The 17,580-nt window shown below is 63.1% G+C and carries 14 protein-coding genes and 1 pseudogene; 8 read left to right on the plus strand and 7 right to left on the minus strand.

Translation table 11 applies throughout. From position 1 onward, the window contains the following. The first annotated feature begins 190 nt into the window (after window positions 1–190). The gene (gene amrB / locus ODR01_RS09620) at window positions 191–1,663 is read left to right on the plus strand and encodes an AmmeMemoRadiSam system protein B (protein ID WP_316977422.1); all 1,473 of its coding nucleotides are present in this window, start codon (window positions 191–193) and stop codon (window positions 1,661–1,663) included. A 203-nt stretch (window positions 1,664–1,866) separates the two neighbouring features. Then, window positions 1,867–2,643 (plus strand): 3'(2'),5'-bisphosphate nucleotidase CysQ, encoded by a 777-nt coding sequence (gene cysQ, locus ODR01_RS09625; protein ID WP_316977423.1) that lies wholly within the window; start codon window positions 1,867–1,869, stop codon window positions 2,641–2,643. A gap of 160 nt (window positions 2,644–2,803) precedes the next feature. Here the strand turns inward: cysQ and ODR01_RS09630 are convergent, their stop codons facing one another. From ODR01_RS09630 to ODR01_RS09660, 7 genes are all read right to left on the minus strand, one after another. Continuing rightward, window positions 2,804–3,193 carry a Rid family detoxifying hydrolase gene (locus ODR01_RS09630; RefSeq protein ID WP_316977424.1) on the minus strand — a complete coding sequence of 130 codons (390 nt, stop codon included), beginning with the start codon at window positions 3,191–3,193 and terminating at the stop codon, window positions 2,804–2,806. A gap of 19 nt (window positions 3,194–3,212) precedes the next feature. Continuing rightward, on the minus strand, window positions 3,213–4,472 hold the full coding sequence (locus ODR01_RS09635) for an L-serine ammonia-lyase, iron-sulfur-dependent, subunit alpha (RefSeq protein WP_316977425.1): 1,260 nt from the start codon (window positions 4,470–4,472) through the stop codon (window positions 3,213–3,215). A gap of 275 nt (window positions 4,473–4,747) precedes the next feature. Further along, window positions 4,748–6,040 carry a TRAP transporter large permease gene (locus ODR01_RS09640; RefSeq protein ID WP_316977426.1) on the minus strand — a complete coding sequence of 431 codons (1,293 nt, stop codon included), beginning with the start codon at window positions 6,038–6,040 and terminating at the stop codon, window positions 4,748–4,750. A gap of 3 nt (window positions 6,041–6,043) precedes the next feature. Then, window positions 6,044–6,529: a TRAP transporter small permease gene (locus ODR01_RS09645; protein ID WP_316977427.1), complete on the minus strand. Its 486-nt coding sequence runs from the start codon at window positions 6,527–6,529 to the stop codon at window positions 6,044–6,046. 116 nt (window positions 6,530–6,645) lie between these two features. After that, window positions 6,646–7,641, minus strand: a complete 996-nt coding sequence (locus tag ODR01_RS09650; protein WP_316977428.1) for a TRAP transporter substrate-binding protein — start codon at window positions 7,639–7,641, stop codon at window positions 6,646–6,648. Between the two features lie 79 nt (window positions 7,642–7,720). After that, entirely contained in the window at window positions 7,721–8,674 is a 954-nt protein-coding gene (locus ODR01_RS09655; RefSeq protein ID WP_316977429.1) for a uroporphyrinogen decarboxylase family protein, read from the minus strand. A gap of 117 nt (window positions 8,675–8,791) precedes the next feature. Beyond that, window positions 8,792–9,502 carry a GntR family transcriptional regulator gene (locus ODR01_RS09660; RefSeq protein ID WP_316977430.1) on the minus strand — a complete coding sequence of 237 codons (711 nt, stop codon included), beginning with the start codon at window positions 9,500–9,502 and terminating at the stop codon, window positions 8,792–8,794. Between the two features lie 341 nt (window positions 9,503–9,843). Between ODR01_RS09660 and ODR01_RS09665 the strand changes: the two are divergent. From ODR01_RS09665 to ODR01_RS09690, 6 genes and pseudogenes are all read left to right on the plus strand, one after another. Beyond that, window positions 9,844–10,050: pseudogene (locus ODR01_RS09665) on the plus strand (inositol monophosphatase family protein); the annotation flags it as partial. A 249-nt stretch (window positions 10,051–10,299) separates the two neighbouring features. After that, window positions 10,300–11,283, plus strand: a complete 984-nt coding sequence (locus ODR01_RS09670; protein ID WP_316977431.1) for an L-threonylcarbamoyladenylate synthase — start codon at window positions 10,300–10,302, stop codon at window positions 11,281–11,283. Further along, the gene (locus ODR01_RS09675; RefSeq protein WP_316977432.1) at window positions 11,280–12,704 is read left to right on the plus strand and encodes an FAD-binding oxidoreductase; all 1,425 of its coding nucleotides are present in this window, start codon (window positions 11,280–11,282) and stop codon (window positions 12,702–12,704) included. The genes ODR01_RS09670 and ODR01_RS09675 overlap by 4 nt, the downstream gene beginning before the upstream one ends. Before the next feature lie 424 nt (window positions 12,705–13,128). Beyond that, window positions 13,129–14,253 carry an LPS export ABC transporter permease LptF gene (lptF, locus tag ODR01_RS09680; RefSeq protein WP_316977433.1) on the plus strand — a complete coding sequence of 375 codons (1,125 nt, stop codon included), beginning with the start codon at window positions 13,129–13,131 and terminating at the stop codon, window positions 14,251–14,253. Between the two features lie 14 nt (window positions 14,254–14,267). Next, window positions 14,268–15,374 (plus strand): LPS export ABC transporter permease LptG, encoded by a 1,107-nt coding sequence (gene lptG / locus ODR01_RS09685; protein WP_316977434.1) that lies wholly within the window; start codon window positions 14,268–14,270, stop codon window positions 15,372–15,374. A 3-nt stretch (window positions 15,375–15,377) separates the two neighbouring features. Next, the gene (locus tag ODR01_RS09690) at window positions 15,378–17,528 is read left to right on the plus strand and encodes an LPS-assembly protein LptD (RefSeq protein ID WP_316977435.1); all 2,151 of its coding nucleotides are present in this window, start codon (window positions 15,378–15,380) and stop codon (window positions 17,526–17,528) included. The last annotated feature ends 52 nt before the right edge of the window (window positions 17,529–17,580 follow it).

A 17,580-nucleotide genomic window follows, 5' to 3' on the forward strand; every position in this document is an offset into this window, starting at 1 on the left:
TGTCCGTGTCTTCGGAGGCATCATCCCGGAGCATCCGGGGCGCGACATCAATCGCGTTCCGTCCTTAGTTAATCACGTCTTCGCGGAGCGTCAATCCTGGCGCGCCGCCCTCGGAATTATATTATAGTAATCATGCGAAGGCATGCCGGAACGGCATCCGTCCATTCAACGGCATTCGCGGGGACAGGACATGACCTCGATCAGACAGGCGGCGGTCGCCGGGCAGTTCTATCCGGGCACGGCCAGGGAACTGACCGACGCCGTCGAGCGCTATCTTTCGCTGGCGACACCCCCCGCCGGCCCGCTGCCCAAGGCGATCATCGCGCCGCACGCCGGCTACGTCTATTCCGGGCCGGTGGCGGCCAGCGCCTATGCCCGCCTGCGGCCGGCCGCCGGTCACATCCGCCGCGTCGTCCTGCTCGGCCCCTGTCACCGGGTGGCGGTGCGCGGCCTCGCTTTGAGCAGCGCCACCGCCTTCGCCACCCCCTTGGGCAATGTCCGCGTGGATGGCGAAGCGGCCGAGCGCCTGTTGCAGCTGCCGCAAGTGCATGTCTTCGACGACACCCATTTCCAGGAACACAGCCTGGAAGTCCACCTGCCCTTCCTGCAGGTCATCCTGGGCGATTTCACGCTGGTGCCCCTGGTGGTGGGCGAGGCCACCGCCGACGAGGTGGCGGAAGTCCTGGACGCCGTCTGGGGCGGCCCGGAAACGCTGATCGTCGTCAGTTCCGACCTCAGCCATTATCTCGGCTACGACGCCGCCCGCCGGCTGGATCAGGCGACGAGCCGGGCCATCGAAAGCCTGGATGCCGGCGCCATCGGCCAGGATCAGGCCTGCGGGCGCATCCCGGTCGGCGGCCTTCTCAATCTCGCCCGCCGACGCGGGCTTTCCGTGGTTACCGTCGATCTGCGCAATTCCGGGGATACCGCCGGGCCGCGCGACCGCGTGGTCGGGTACGGCAGCTGGCTTTTCCTGGAACCCGCGGGTCACGCCGCCAAGGCGGAGGGGCCGGCCACCGGCACAAAGGCGGAAGGTGACGCCTTCGCGGACCGCACCCGGGCCCTGCTCGCGCGTCATGGCGAGACGTTGCTGCACCTCGCCGCCGCCTCGGTCGAGCACGGCCTCGCCCACGGGCGTCCGCTCACGGTCCGGCTGGCCGACTATGCGCCCGATCTCGGGCTGCCCGGCGCCTCGTTCGTGACCCTGAAGCGCCAGGGCAAGCTGCGCGGCTGCATCGGCACCTCGACGGCCTATCGGCCGCTCGCCCTCGACGTCGCCGAGCACGCCTTCGCCGCCGCCTTCCGCGACCCGAGGTTTGCGAAGCTGACCGCCGCCGAGATCGACGGTCTGTCGCTGTCGGTTTCCGTGCTCAGCGCCCCGTCGCCGCTGGCCGTCGCCGATGAGGGCGATCTGCTGGCCAGCCTTCGGCCGCACGTCGACGGGCTGATCATCGAGGACGCCGGGCGCAAGGCCCTGTTCCTGCCCGCCGTGTGGGAGACGTTGCCCGATCCCAAGACCTTCCTGGGCCACCTGAAGATCAAGGCCGGGCTCAAGGCCGAACACTGGTCGGGCGGCTTCAAGGCGTGGCGCTTCGTCGCCGAAGAGATCGCCGATCAGGATCTGGCCGACCCGTCGGTCCTCTGGAAATTACGGGGACAGTAGTTTCGGAGTAATTTCGGGGACACCATACTTAATTCGCAAAAGACGTTGCCGTCAGTGCGCGACAAGTGGTGAAGTCGAATTAAGTATGGTGTCCCCGAAATTACCGAATTTACGCGAAATTCTCCGGCCATTGACAGGGCGGCGGCGAAGGTGAATTTTTGCCGCCGCCGATCCCGCAATTCCCCAAAAAAGGAAGACCGCCCGTGGCCCTCGACATCGGATTGCGCCTCATCGACCAACTCCGCGCCCTCGCCGAGCGGGCCGGCATCGAGGTCATGGCGGTTTACAACAGCGACTTCGCGGTGGATTCGAAGGAAGACCGCTCGCCGGTGACCGAGGCCGACCGCCGGGCCGAAACCCTGATCACCAACGCGATCCGCAACGACATCACCGATGCCATCCCGATCGTCGGCGAAGAGGCGGCCTCCGCCGGCTTCGCGCCGGAGGTGAAGGGCCAGTCCTTCTGGTTGATCGATCCCTTGGACGGGACCAAGGAATTCGTGAAAAGGGGCACCGACTTCACGGTGAACATCGCGCTGATCGAGGGGGGCCGGCCGGTCCTGGGCGTCATCCACGTGCCGGTCACCGGCGACACCTTTTGGGGCAGCCGACACGGCGCCTTCGCCAGCACGGGCGGAGGCGCGCCGCGCCAAATTTCCTGCCGCCCGCGGCCCGAGGACGGCGTCGTCGCCATCGTCAGCCGCTCGCATCGCACGAAGGAAACCGACGATTACCTGAAGGGATTCGCCATCGCCCGGGAAATCAGCGTCGGCAGTTCGCTGAAATTCTGCCGCGTCGCCGCCGGCGAGGCCGACCTCTACCCGCGCATGGGCCGCACCATGGAATGGGACACCGCCGCCGGCCACGCCATCCTGCGCTTCGCAGGCGGAACCGTGCGCACCCTGGAGGGGCACGAGCTTTCCTATGGAAAACCGGGGTTCGAGAACCCCTATTTCGTGGCCACGGGGCTCCCGTCATAGCCCTGCCGTTCGCGACATCGATGGGCGATCACGCGCGCCAGGACGAATCACATGCCGGTGGGTGAAGCGTGAAAACCGGTGTGGAAAAAGCGCCCGGAGGGGGAGGCCGAAGCCTCCCCCTCCGATGAGGATATGAGCGCCCTCCCGAACCGGTCTCGGGCTAGGGTGAAGCAACCGCGATGACGGCGTCGATTTCGACCGCCGCGCCAAGGGGCAGTTCGGCGACCGCCACGGTGCTTCGGCCGGGAAACGGCTCGGTGAACCACCGTCCATAGACCTCGTTCACGGCCGGGAAGTCGGCCATGTCGGTCAGAAACACCGAGACCTTGACCGCGTCGGCAAGCGCCGCACCGGCCGCCTCCGCCACCGCGGCGAGATTGCGAAGGCTGCGTTCCGCCTGGGCGGATGGGCCGCCGGACACGATCTTTCCGGTATCGGGGTCGAGGGGCAGTTGGCCCGAGACGAACAACAGGTTGCCCACCCTAATTCCCTGCGAATAAGGACCGACGGCGGCTGGGGCGCGGTCGCTATGGATCTTGCTTCGGCTCATGACTCCAGGCTCCTTCGCATCAGTCCAACATGCCCGCATTCTTCTCGATCAACTGGATGACGACCGAGTCCGTCTGCTGCATGCCGCGATGGTTGAGCACGCCCAGATTCTCGAAGGTCTCCTCGATGGTGCGACCGACGATGCCCTCGCCAGCCGGGCAGTATGCGCCCTCCATGGCGAGGCGAGCGAAGTGAATCGCCGACATCACCGTCGAGCTCACCTTGTAGGCGCACGACAGCTTGGCCCCGTCGCACAGCATACCCGCGAACGTACCGATGACCGACTGCATCGCCTTGATCATCAGCGTGGTGTCGCCACCCAAAAGATAGACCGCTGCCGCGGCCACTCCGGTCGCCGGCGCGATGGTGCATCCGCAGAAGGCCGTCAGGCGACCCGTGAACCCCTTGATGTAGATCGTAATGGCGGATGCAATGGCGAGGGCGTGCGCCAGTTGTTTGCGGTCGGCCCCGATCTCTTGCGCGAAACCGTACACCCCGAGGAAGTTGGCAATGCCGTGGTTGCCGCTGCCCGACAGCGACATCACCCGAACCGGCAGGCCGCGCATCCGCGCCTCGCTGGCCGCGCCAGAAAGGAGCTGGACGCGCGCCGCGCCGGCGTCTACCCCCGTCGCCGGGTTCTTCCAGCCGGCGAGGGCCCGGCCCAGCGGCTGATGCTTCGCGATGCCGGCCCTGGCGGCAGCGAGGTTCACTTCGGCGGCCTCGATCAGCCAGTCCAGCGACGCGGGGCTCAGTCGGATGACGGCGTCGATAACCTCGGCGACGCTATAGACGCCGAGGTCCGCTTCCTCACCTTTTCCGGACGACGTCTTTGGAGCGGAGTACACGACCGTCTCGTTCTTCGAGACCTCGATGAAATGGGCATGCGTGCCCTGGATCGTCGCCGATGCGCGATCCAGCCCCGCCTCGACATCGGCCCGGAAATAGACGACGTCCGGAGCGCGCCCGTCAAACTTCACGGTAATCGCGTTTGCTGCCACCATCGCGTTCGCCGCCGCAATTGCCTTGTCGTCGACGAAGTCGAGGATGGCCAGGCTGGCGTCGCTGCGCTGGATGACCGCACCGAGCGCGGCAGCCACCTGGATCCCCTGCAAATCGGTTCCCGGAATTCCAACGAGAAGGCCATTCTTGTAGACGTTGGCGCTGACGGTGACGGCCACCCGCACCGGTGCCGCACCCAGCGCCTCGACCGCCCGGGCGACGACCAGCGCAGCGGCCGCCACCTCGGTACAGCCGGTCGCCGGCTGGATCTCAGCTTCCATTTCGCGGATCAGGATAGCGCCAAGATCCGTCCCAGCCTTCAAAGGTGTAGTAATATTCACAGCGATTACTCCTCTTGTTATCATAATAAAAGCCCTGCAATATTTAAAGAAATCGAAATAAAATATAGAAATTTTACACAAAACCACCCTCCCGCAAGAATTGTCTTGCGGCTCACACTGAATATGTTTTCTCAGATCAAATTAGATTCAGATAATGTATAATATACTTTAACATTGGGCGCCGGATACAGGCCCGACGCCCAATACAATTGGCTTCAGATCAAGGCATCGGGCAGAAACGTCCGCGGCAGGAACAGGTAGATGTCCGGCACGAGGATGCCGATCAGGACTACCGCCAGGACGATCAGCAGGATCGGCGCCGCAGCGGCGAAAGCCTTGATCGCGGGCACCTCGCCGATCTGGGCGGCGATCAACAGGCAGATCCCATAGGGCGGGGTCACCTGCCCCATGGTCAGGCAGATCACCACGACAAGCCCCAACTGGATCGGGTTGGTCCCGATCACGTCACCGAGGTGCTGGAGAATGGGCAGGAAGATGATGACTGCGGTGATCGGGCTCAGAACCGTGCCGACGATCAGGAGGAATACGACGATCATCAGGTAGACGCCGATCGGGTTGTCGGTGATCGAGAGGATCAGCTGGGCGACGTCCTCGGCGATATTGAGATAGGCGATCAGGTATCCCATCACGCCCGCCGTCGCCACGCAGAACAGCGGCAGGGCATAGGTCACCACGGCCTCGCTCAGCATGCCGGGCAGCTCGGCGAGACGAACATTCCGATAGAACCCCAGGGCCAGCACAAGTCCGTAGGCCACCGCGATGGCCGCGGCTTCGGTGGCGGTGAAGACACCGCCGGTGATGCCGCCCAGGATGATCACCGGAAGCAGGAGCACCGGCAGCGCGCGCACGGTGATGCGGCACTTCTCGCCGAACGGCGTCCGCGGCTTGGCGGGAAAGCCGTACCTTACCGCCAGGACATAGGTATAGGCCATCTGGCCGAAGCCGATGAGGACGCCCGGAACGATCCCGCCGAGAAACAAGGCGCCGATCGAGACGTTGCCGAACGCCCCGTAAAGGATCATCAGGATGCTTGGCGGGATGATCATGCCAAGGATCGACGAGCAGGCCGTGATCGCCACCGAGTAGGGAACCGGATAGCCGGCCTTCTTCATCGCCGGAATCAGCACGGCACCAATACTCGCGGTGTCGGCGGCCGCCGACCCGGAGATGCTGGCAAACAGCATGCTGACGGCGACATTGACGTGGCCGAGGCCGCCTCGGACACTCCCGACGAACGCGTCGGCGACCTTCAACAGACGGTCGGTAATCCCCCCGTCGTTCATCAGCCGGCCCAGAAACAGGAAGAAGGGCACCGCCAGCAGCGGGAAGGAATCGATGCTGGTGAACATCTGGTTCGCGACGCACAGCATCGGAAGTCCGAGTTCCCAGATCGTCAAGAGACACGCGATTCCGATGGCGAAGGCAATCGGTACGCCGACGAAAATCAGGACAAGAAAGCTCACAATCAAAAGAATGGCCGGAAACATGATCTACTTCCCCTGAACTCGAATAGTCACCTGCTTAATGTCGGCAACGATGATTTCCACAAGGAACATCGCCATCACGATGCCGGCGATCGGCAAGGAGATGTAGATGTAGAACCACGGAATCTCGAGGGCCGACGAAAGCCTGTGCAACCCCATCCAAGCGAAGGTCGATCCGGGGAAGATCATCACCCAGATGAACAGCAGCATCGCCGCCTGCGCGAAAAACTTCAGGGCCGTGGCCGCCCAGAAAAGCCTTTTCGGTACGATTTCGACCACATAGTGGGCCTGACGACGCACGGCGACCGCGGCACCAAGCATCAGTGTCCACATGAAACACATGCGAGCCACCTCATCCAACCAAATGATCGAAATTTGAATGTAATTGCGGGCCACTACCTGAGAAAATATTGCCACGATATAAATCATAAAGACAGGGCCAACTATACTTAAGATGAATCTTTCAGCAACGTTGTTGATTTTTGTTATCACGGACGCCTCCAAGATCATTTTTTATTTGGATTCGCTCATCATGCTGCCTTGGCAGCACGGCGTGACCTAAAAATGGGGAAGGAGGACGCGCCCCCTTCCCCTCCCCGATGGAGCGGCTACTTCTGCCCCACTCGAATCAACTCGAGAACGTCCTTCATCTTCTTCTGCGAAGCGAACTCGTCCTGCAGCGGCACGACGAGCGCCATGAACGCCCGCTTGTCGACCTCGCTGACCTTGACGCCGTATTTCGCCTGAAGTTCATCGAGGAAGGCGGCGTCATATTTGTCACCGTTCTTCGTGCAGAGGGCGGCGGCCTCGACCGCGACGTCTTCGACGATCTTCTGGAATTCCTTCGGCAGCCGGTTGTAGGTCGCGGTACTCATCGAAATGTGGCTAACCATGACCTGATGCTCGGTCTTGGCATGGTAGGGCCCGACCTCGTAAAGCTTGCTGCCCTTATAGCCGCTGATGGTGCTCTCGAAGCCCTGCACGACCCCGGTCTGGACGGCCGTGTATATCTCGGACCACGGCAAAGTCGTCGGCAGGGTGCCGAGGGCCTTCCAGATGTCCGCCTCGATCTTCGCCGCGGTAACCCGCATCTTCATGCCCTTGAGGTCGTCCGGCGTCGTGATGGGCCGCGTGTTGTTGCTCATGTTCCGCACGCCGCCACTGGTGAAGGCGAGCAGCTTGAATCCGAGGTCGCGGTCGCCATGGATTTTCGCGAACTTCGCGAACAGCGCACCGCCATTCGCCGTCGCGCGGCTGAATGCGGCGACGTTATCGAACAGGTAGTTGAGACTGAAGATCTGATACTCGGGAATGAAGGGGGCTGCGTTCTGGGTCGATCCAATCACGAAATCGACGGTGCCCATGCGCATCTCGTCGATAGACGACTGGTCCGTGCCCAGGGCGCCCCCGGGGAAAACGTTGATCTTGACTTCGCCCTTCGTCCGCTTCGCGATCTCAGCGGCCATGTATTCGCCGGCGTCGATCCAGGGGTGAGGCTTGGTCACCACCGTCGCCAGCCGAAGATCGTACTTCGCCTGGGCACTGCCGGAAGACACGATGCCGATCGCAGCGGCAACCAACAATAACCCAAATAGCCTCTTCATCGTTTGCCTCCTATGCGTTTAAATTTTGTGCCGGCCAAAAGCGGGCGCGGCGACCCCACGACCGCCGCGCCCCATCGAATCACGCCGCTACGGCCAGCGCTTCTTCGTTCAGCGTGTCACGTACGCACTGCAGGATATGCTCGGGCGCGTGGGTCATCACCGTGCAACCTGGAGCCAGGATGAACTTCTTTCGCCCGACCTGCGAGATCGCGTCGTGGATTTCGGCGCGAATGGCCGTGCGGGTTTTCTCGATCAGTTTCGTATGGTCGACGCCACCCATCAGGCACTTGTCGGTCCGCCTGCGCAACTCGGCGAGCGACGGGCAGGTATCGTTGCGATCCCACCAACTGAAGACTTCGCACGGATAGTCGAGAACCCGCGAGAAATCCAACTGCGACTGGCAAACGTGGAGAATCCGCACCATGCCCTTCATCTCTTCCAGAACGCGCACCTCGTAGGGTCGCATGAACTCGCGGAAGATTTCTTCGGTAACGCCCTTCGGATGCGGCGGACAGATGGCGCCGTTCACCGAATAGAGAACGCCGTCAACGCCGATCCGCTTGATCTCGCGGACGTAGGCCAGCATGGTCTCGGTGGCCGCTTCCAGCATCGGCTTCGCTTCTTTGGGATTGTCGAAAACCATCTGTGCCTTCTCGAAGCCCACCTTGCGCATGATCTGCTGGAAGGGGTCGAACAAGGTGTCGATGATGGGCCAATCGGGTCCGAGGTCCGCACGCAGGCATTTCAAGCAACGGAACTGCTCGGTATAGGTCCGATGCTCCATCGATTGTGGCCGGAATTTCAGCATGTCCTGCGGCGTTTCGAGGGTCTCGAGACCTTCCGGCAGGGGATAGCGATAGTCGTTGACGACCTTGGCCAGATCCCAATCGTAGTACCTCAAATAACGCGCATGAAGCCGGGCCGTCTCGGCGCCATCGACGATATCCGTCCCGAAATGAATCCACATGATGCCGGGAATGCGATCCACCTTCTCGCCATTCACGGCGGCGTGAAGTCGTTCTACTTTCTTCATTGTTTCACTCCGTATCAGATTGTGAACTACTTAAGATACGGGGCGAATTACCGCTTCGGGGAGTCGTACGTGTAGTTTATTGTTGTTTTTGTTTTAGCGTTTATTTGTACAGTATCTTCATGCAGCACCAAGCTTCGCGTCGCGATCCAGAATCGACGGGTGATTTATCAACTCATCGACGAAAAGTTTCCGCGCCGTCTGGAGATGCTCGTGGCTGATGGCTTCGGCTCGATCTCCGTCTCCTTCGCGGATCGCAGCGAGCAGCGCCAAGTGCTGTGCGCGCGCTGTGCGGTTTATGTCGGTGCCGGCCAGTCCGAGGTGGCGAATGCGCTGACTTTCGTCGAGATGCTGGATTATGGCCACCGCCAAACGCCAGTTCCCGGAGGCGTTCGCGATGGTCGCGTGGAGTTCGTAGGTCGCCTGCAAGTAGATCGCCCGGCTTACCGGATCTCCCGGTCGATACTCCTGGCGGCAGATCTCCGCCAACCGATCCAGGACACTGCCGCCGATTCGTCCCGCCGCCATACGGGCTGCCTTGGGTTCGAGAATGATCCGCATCTCGAAGACGTCGATGACATCCCGGATGGTCAACCGCGCGACCCGATGGCCGCGCCGCGCAAGGGGCTCGACCAATCTTTCCTGGCAAAGGCGGGACAGCGCGCTGCGGATGGGAGCCTTTCCAAGCCCGTAGCGCTGCGCGAGATGCGCCTCGGAAACCTGCTCGCCCGGCTTCAGACGGCACTGAACGATGTCCGACCGCAACAACTCGTACGCCGTATCGATCAGCCGTTTCGGCGAATCCGGTGTATCTGGGGTTTGGCGGTGCACGGCAGTCTCCGTTGAAATGCCAGAGGAGCATATTGAGCTCATTCTGACATGTCAATTACAAAATATTTTCCGCTGTTAACATGTCATAAATTTAAAAAGGAGCCCCGACGCCCCATTCGCGAACGGCGCGGCACCCCGCCCCCCTTCCGGGCGCACGGACCCCGAAAATGCTTGGCCGCCCTGCCCCGGAAACCAGCCGTCGCCGACAAGCAAAACGACGGCTCCCTCTACTGCGATAGGCACACCCACGGTGCCGACATCATCGTGGTGATCAACAACCGCAATCCCCATACCAGCGACAAGGGTGGCTCACGCGAGATGATGATCATCGGCATGGGCAAGCATCATGGTGCCGCGTCGCCGCCGGCGAGGCCGACCTCTACCCGCGCATGGGCCGCACCATGGAATGGGACACCGCCGCCGGCCACGCCATCCTGCGCTTCGCAGGCGGAACCGTGCGCACCCTGGAGGGGCACGGGCTTTCCTATGGAAAACCGGGGTTCGAGAACCCCTATTTCGTGGCCCGCGCCCCCCTTGTCCATCCCTGAAATCGGCCCATCGCCCTTGATTTTTTCGGCCTCAGCGCGCATACTGATCGCGGTATCCAAATCGGGTACCGTTATAGCCGCCGCACTCGATGCGGTGACTGCCGAGCCAGATCATTACCGCGGGTGGTCTAGGCTGACCGCAGACAATCTACGAGAGTAAAAAGAGCCGTTGGTATGTCCGACGGCTCTTTGTTGTGTATGCTTCACCTGTTGCCCACCACACGAACACACGACGGACCGGATTCCACGTTGACCCATCGCCAGACCTCGATCCTCAAGGCCTCCCCGGAGGCCATCCACGAGGCCGCGCAAGCGCTTCGGCGCGGCGGCCTGGTCGCCTTTCCAACCGAGACGGTGTACGGCCTGGGGGCGGACGCCACCAGCGACGCGGCGGTCGCCGCCATCTTCGCCGCCAAGAACCGGCCCCAGTTCAATCCGCTGATCGTCCATTTCGCCGATGCCGAAAGGGCGGCGGCGGCCGTCGCCTTCGACGAACGGGCCCGCACGATGGCCCAAGCCTTTTGGCCGGGGCCCCTGACCCTGGTGCTGCCCAGGCGCGCCGCCAACGGCATCTCGCTCCTGGTCAGCGCCGGGCTCGACACCGTGGCCGTGCGCGTTCCCAGCCAGCCGGTGGCGCGGGCGCTGCTTGTCGAGGCCGGCCTTCCCGTCGCCGCGCCCAGCGCCAACCGCTCGTTCTCGGTCAGCCCGACGACGGCATCGCACGTCGCCGCCGACCTCGATGGGCGCATCGATCTCATCCTGGATGACGGCCCGTGCCGGCTTGGCCTGGAATCGACGGTCGTCGACCTCAGCACGAAAGCCTCCACGCTGCTGCGCCTGGGCGGCCTTCCAGTCGAGGACATCGAGGCCGTCATCGGGCCGCTGGCCCCCCCCACCGGCGGCCGGCCGAAGTCGCCGGGCATGTTGAGCCGCCACTACGCGCCCGGCCGGCCGGTCCGCCTGAACGCCGCCGAGGCCGGCCCCGACGAGGCCCTGCTCGGCTTCGGCCCGCATGTTCCCGGCGCCACCCTCAACCTGAGCCCGCGCGGCAACCTTGCGGAGGCCGCCGCCAACTTCTTCGCCATGATGCGCGAACTGGACCGCGGCGAGTTCGCCGCCATCGCCGTCTCGCCCATTCCGCAGACGGGCCTGGGGCGCGCCATCAACGACCGCCTGAACCGCGCGGCCACCCCGCAGGGAGCAGACGACATGAACGGGATTTCGGCGCCATGATGACGGCGGGCCAGGCCCTGGCCGCCATCCGCACCGCCGTCGGGCCGAAGGGATGGATCGACGATGCGTCCACGATGGAGCCCTACCTCAAGGAAAGCCGCGGCCTTTACCGCGGGCATTGCGCCGCCGTCGTGCGCCCGGCCTCGACCGCGGAAACCGCCGAGGTGGTGCGGCTGTGCGCCGCCGTCGGCCTGCCGATCACGCCCCAGGGCGGCAACACCGGCCATGTCGGCGGCGGCGTGCCGGAGGGCGGCATCATCCTTTCCGTCGGGCGCATGAACCGCATCCGCACCATCGACCCCTTGAACCACACGATGACGGTGGAAGCCGGGTGCATCCTGGCGGAGATCCAGCGCGCCGCCGAGAATATCGGCTGCCTGTTTCCGCTGAGCATGGCCTCGGAAGGCAGCTGCCAGATCGGCGGCAACCTGTCGACCAACGCCGGCGGCATCGCCGTGCTGCGCTATGGCAACGCCCGCGAACAGGTCATGGGCCTTGAGGTGGTGTTGCCGGACGGCCAGGTGTGGAACGGGCTGCGCGGCCTGCGCAAGGACAACACCGGCTACGACTTGAAGCACCTGTTCATCGGCGCCGAGGGGACGCTGGGCATCATCACGGCGGCCGTCGTCAAGCTCTACCCCCGCCCCAAGGTACGGGAAACGGCGCTGGCCGGCATGACCAGCGTGGAAGCCGTGCTGGATCTCTTCGCGCGGGTCCGCGACGCCGCCGGCGACACCCTGACCGGCTTCGAGATGATGCCGCGCATCGCAGTCGAATTCGGCTGCCGGCACATGCCGGGGGTGGCCGACCCGTTCGGGGAGCCGCATCGCTACTACGCGCTGATCGAACTGACCAGTTCGCGCCCGGGCGATCCGCTGCGCGACGTCCTGCAGAACGAACTCGCCCAGGCCCTGGAAGGCGGCCTCATCGCCGACGCCGTGGTCGCCGCCAGCCTGTCGCAGGCCGACGCCCTGTGGAGAATCAGGGAAGCCATCCCGGAAGCCCAGAAGCACGAGGGCGGCAGCATCAAGCACGACATCTCGGTGCCGGTGTCGCGCATCGCCGATTTCATGAACTTGGCCATTCCCAGGATGGAGCGGGAAATTCCGGGGGTACGGGTGTGCGCCTTCGGGCACGTCGGCGACGGCAACATCCACTTCAACCTGAGCCAGCCGATCGGCGCCGACCGCCAGGCGTTCCTGGACCGCTGGCAACCGATCAACCGCATCGTCAACGCCATGGTCGCCGACCTTGGCGGCAGCATCAGCGCCGAACACGGGATCGGCCGCCTGAAGGTGAACCAGCTGCGCGAATTCAAGCCGGAGCCGGAAATCGCCATGATGCGCAAGATCAAGGCCGCGCTCGACGCCGGCAACATCATGAATCCCGGAAAGGTCATCCTCCCGCAAGACAAGCGATGACGGGCCCGAGGCACCGGCCAGCCCCAAAAAAGATTTGCCGGGCCCTTTTGGGGGTCCGGCAAGTTTAACAGGGAGGCTTCATCGTTCGAGAGGGAGACGATGGCTGTCCGGCCTTGAGGGGGAGGGGGGAGACTGGGAGGGGCGGACAGCCACCGTATTTTTACTGATCTTTGATCGGTTGTAAGACCCGGTGATCAGCACCCGTGCAACGAACCACGATGTAGACACTAGCCCCCATTCGTTTCGCGAGTATGTCAAAGCGCGTGTTTTTTGTTTCATTTTGTAACAGTTCGAAGACGATGTGTCGCAGAACGGTGTCGCCGCCACCGGCGAGCGGGGAACGCGAACTTTTTATGGTTATTCCTTGATTCCCAGGCGTTTTTCCCACAATTTGGCGCATGCTCTGCAGCCGGGATACGGCCTCATGACCAGAATGGGCCTGTACATGTTCCGACAGCTTGTCGTCGGCATGATCATGGTTACGGCCGGCCTGACCTGCGTCATCTGGCTGATGCAGTCGCTGCGCTTCGTCGAAATGATCGTCAACCGCGGCCTGACCGTCGGCACCTTCCTTTACATGACCATGCTCATGCTGCCCAACTTCCTGCCGATCGTGCTGCCGATCGCGCTGTTCACGGTGGTCGTGTTCATCTACAGCAAATTGAGCACCGACCGCGAACTGATCGTCATGCGGGGCGCGGGATTGAGCCAATGGGCCCTGGCCAAGCCGGCCATCCTGCTCGGCATGATCGTCGTTCTCCTGATCTACGCGATCAACCTTTTCATCATGCCGGAATCGTGGCGCAAGTTCCGCGAGATGCAATGGGCCTTTCGCCACAGCTTCGCGCATGTCGTCCTCCAGGAAGGGGCCTTCAACGCGCTCAGCAGCGACATCACGGTCTATGTCCGCGAGCGCAGCAAGGACGGCCAATTGCGCGGCCTCCTGGTGCACGACAACCGAGACAAGGAAAAGCCGACCACCTACATGGCCGAACGCGGGGCCCTGGTCGAAAGCGGCGCCGGAGCCCGCCTGGTCCTTTTCGAAGGCAATCGCCAGGAGATGGACCGCAAAACCGGCCGCCTGTCGCTCCTCTATTTCGACCGCTCGGCCTTCGACCTGGAAGACGTGCTGGAGAGCCCCGAGGCCCGATACCGGGAAGCCAGCGAACGGACGCTGGACGAACTCTTGAACGTCTCCAACGACCCGACGGTGCCGCCACAGGACCACGGCAAGTTCACCGTCGAGGCGCACAAGAGGCTGTCGTCGCCCCTTCTCGCCATGGGGTTCAACATCATCGCCCTGGCCTGCATGCTGTCCGGGACGTTCAGCCGGCGATCCCAAAGCCATCGGGTGATTCTGGCCATCGCGTTCCTGATCGTCGTCCAGGCCGGCGTCCTTGCCATCCAATATTACAGCGCACGCGATTTGGCCTGGATTCCCGTTCTCTACGCCTCTGCCGTGGCTCCATCCATCTTCGGCTACATGGCGCTGCTACACGCCAGGGACTGGCACCGCCGCCGGAACCGCCCGGCCGTGGCAACACCGTAACCGGGAGCTGGGCCGTGGCGATCCGTCTTTCCTCGACGCTCTCTTTCTACATCGGCCGCAATTTCCTGGTCGGCTTCCTGATGCTGTTCGGGATTTTCCTGATGATCATCCTGATGTTCGACGTCATCGAACTGATGCGGCGGGCATCGTCGAAATCCCACATCACCTTCACCCTTGTCCTGGAAATGGCGCTGCTGAAGCTGCCCCACATGGGTCAGCAGCTTTTCCCGTTCGCCGCCCTGTTCGGGGCCATGGCCGTTTTCTGGCGACTGACCCGGTATCACGAGTTGGTGGTGACCCGGGCGGCCGGGGTGTCGGCTTGGCAGTTCCTGTTTCCGGTGGTGACGATCGCGCTTCTGCTGGGCGTGCTGAAGATCACCACGCTGAACCCGCTGGCGGCTGTGCTGCTGACCCGCTACGAGCGCCTGGAGTCGACGGAATTCAAGGGCGAGGTCAGCTTCCTGGCGTTGTCGAAAAGCGGCCTATGGTTGCGCCAGGCGAACCAAAACGGGCAGTCCGTCATCTTCGCCACCCACGTCTTCCAGGAACGCACCCTGGTCGAATTGAAGAACGTCCTGGTTTTCATCTACGAGGGCGACAGCAAGTTCCTGGGGCGCATCGACGCCGATTCCGCCCGTCTCGAGGACGGCTTCTGGCACATGAAGAACGCCCGCATTTCCGCGCCCGAGCAGCCCACCCAATTCGACAAGGAATACTGGCTGGCGACGGACCTGACGTTGGACAAGATCCAGGACAGCTTCGCCACCCCCGAAACCATGTCGTTCTGGGCGCTGCCGGAGTTCATCGAAACGCTCGAGAAATCCGGGTTTTCGGCGGTCCGCCACCGCCTGTACTGGAACTCGCTGCTGGCCGCGCCGCTGATGATCTGCGCGATGATCCTGATTGCCGCCACCTTCACCCTGCGCCATTCCCGGCGCAGCGGAAACACGGTTGTCGTGGCCGGCGGCATCCTGGCCGGGTTCGTCGTCTATTTCTTCCAGGACATCGTTTTCGCGCTCGGCCTGTCGAACAGCATCCCGGTCGCGCTGGCGGCGTGGGCTCCCGCCAGCATCGCCACGCTGCTGGGGCTTGCCATGTTGCTTCATCTCGAAGATGGTTGATCCATGATGGCAAGGTTGCTTCCCAGTCTCCTGGCCGCCGCCGGGATCGTTGCCGCAGCCTTGCTGTTGCCGGCGCTGGCGCGCGCGCAGCAGCCGGCCGGAGCCGAAGAACCCCCGGTCCTGCTCAGGGCCGATTCCATGAGCTACGACCGCGAACTGGGCGTGGTGACCGCGAGCGGCCATGTCGAAGTTTCGCGCAACAACCAGGTCCTGCTGACCGACCATCTTATCTACAACCAGCGCGACGACCTGGTGACGGCGACCGGCAACGTCAGTCTTCTCGAGCCCGAGGGCAACGTCTTCTTCGCCGACTACGTGGAACTGACCGGCGATCTGAAAAACGGAATCGTCCGCGACATCCGCATCATCCTGACCGACGGCGCCCGCATCGCCGCCAACGGCGGCGAACGGACGGATGGCACCGTCCACGAAATGACCAAAGGGGTCTATTCGCCCTGCAATCTCTGCTCCGACGATCCCACGCGGCCGCCGTTGTGGCAGGTCAAGGCCGTCAAACTGACCCAGGACAATCAGACCCACGACGTCAGCTACGAGGACGCGTGGCTGGAAATCAAGGGCGTGCCGGTCGCCTATACACCCTACTTTTCCCATCCCGACCCGACGGTCAAAAAGCGCAGCGGACTCCTGCCGCCCAGCTTTGGATCGTCGTCGGACCTGGGGATGGTCGTGCGGGTCCCCTATTTCTACAATATCAGCCCCTCCGAGGACGTCACGCTGACGCCGTTCATAGCGTCGGACGAAGGCCCTGGCCTGATCGGCGACTACCGCCGGCACTTTCAGAAAGGCAAGGCCGATGTTACCGCGAGCATCACGCAGGATTCCGAAAGCGACGTCCGCGGGCATATCGACAGCCAAGGGCGGTTCGACATCGACAACACCTGGCGGTGGGGCTTCGACGCCGAGCGGGCGACCGATGACACCTACATGCGCCGTTATGGATTCGGATCTCCGCAGAGTTTGACCAGCCGCCTCTATACGGAAGCGTTCCGCAAGCGCAACTACTTCGCGGCCAACACTTACGCCTTCCAGGGACTCCAAGCGGATGACGACCCTGGCACCACCCCTGTCGTCCTGCCTATGCTCGACTACCGCCACGTCGGCGAACCCGGGAAGTTCGGCGGGCGCACCCGCATGGACGTCAACGTGCTCTCGCTGGCCCGCAGCGAGGGCACCGACACGCGCCGGTTTTCGGTCGATGCCGGCTATGACATCCCGTACACCGGTCCCCTAGGCGACGTCTACACCCTGTCGACATCGTTGCGCGGCGACATCTACCAAGTCAACGACCTGGAAGGCGGCGACGGCGAAGACACCTATAACGGCGTATCCGAACGGCTGATTCCCGAGATCGGGCTCAACTGGCGCTTTCCCTTCGTTCGCTCCGAGGGCCGCATCGTGCAAATTTTCGAGCCGATCACCTCGATGTTCGTCAGCCCCTACGGCGGCAATCCGAATACCATTCCCAACGAGGACAGCCAGGAAATCGAATTCGACGACACCAATCTTTTCGATTCCAGCCGGTTTTCCGGATTGGACCGGGTGGAAAGCGGCCCGCGGGTGAACTATGGGGTCCGGTGGGCCGCCTACGGGGCGGGCGGTGGACACACCTCGGTTCTCGTCGGCCAGAGCTATCGCCTCAAGAAGGACGATACCTTCGCCGAGGGCTCCGGCCTCGAGGACAACCTCTCCGACATCGTCGCCCGCGCCCAGGTATCGCCAAACCAATATCTCGACCTGCTCTACCGAACCCGCCTGGACAAGGAAGATTTCGCGCCCCGAAGGAACGAATTCACGGTGTCGACAGGGCCGCGGTCGCTGCGTCTGAGCGCCGGCTATGTCTTCTTCGACCGCCAGCAGGAGAGCGAATTCACCGACTCGCGCGAGGAATGGCGCTCCGCCGTTAGCGCCCAAATCAACCGCTACTGGCGGACCACCACGTCGGTCGTCTACGACGCCGAAGAGAAAGAAAGCCGCTCGTACGACATGAGCCTCATCTATGAAGATGAATGCCTGATCTTCGATACCCGGCTTGCCCGCACGTTCTATTCGGACCGCGACCTCGTGCCCAGCGACAGCATCATCTTCCGCATAATGTTCAAGACCCTCGGCGAGTTCACCACCACCGCCTACTGACGAAAGCGCCGGCCGCTTAAAAAAGAGCGGCGCGAGTTGCCGTGGGGCGGGG

The sequence above is a fragment of the Shumkonia mesophila genome (assembly GCF_026163695.1).
In the GTDB taxonomy this organism is placed as follows: Bacteria; Pseudomonadota; Alphaproteobacteria; order Rhodospirillales; family Shumkoniaceae; genus Shumkonia; species Shumkonia mesophila.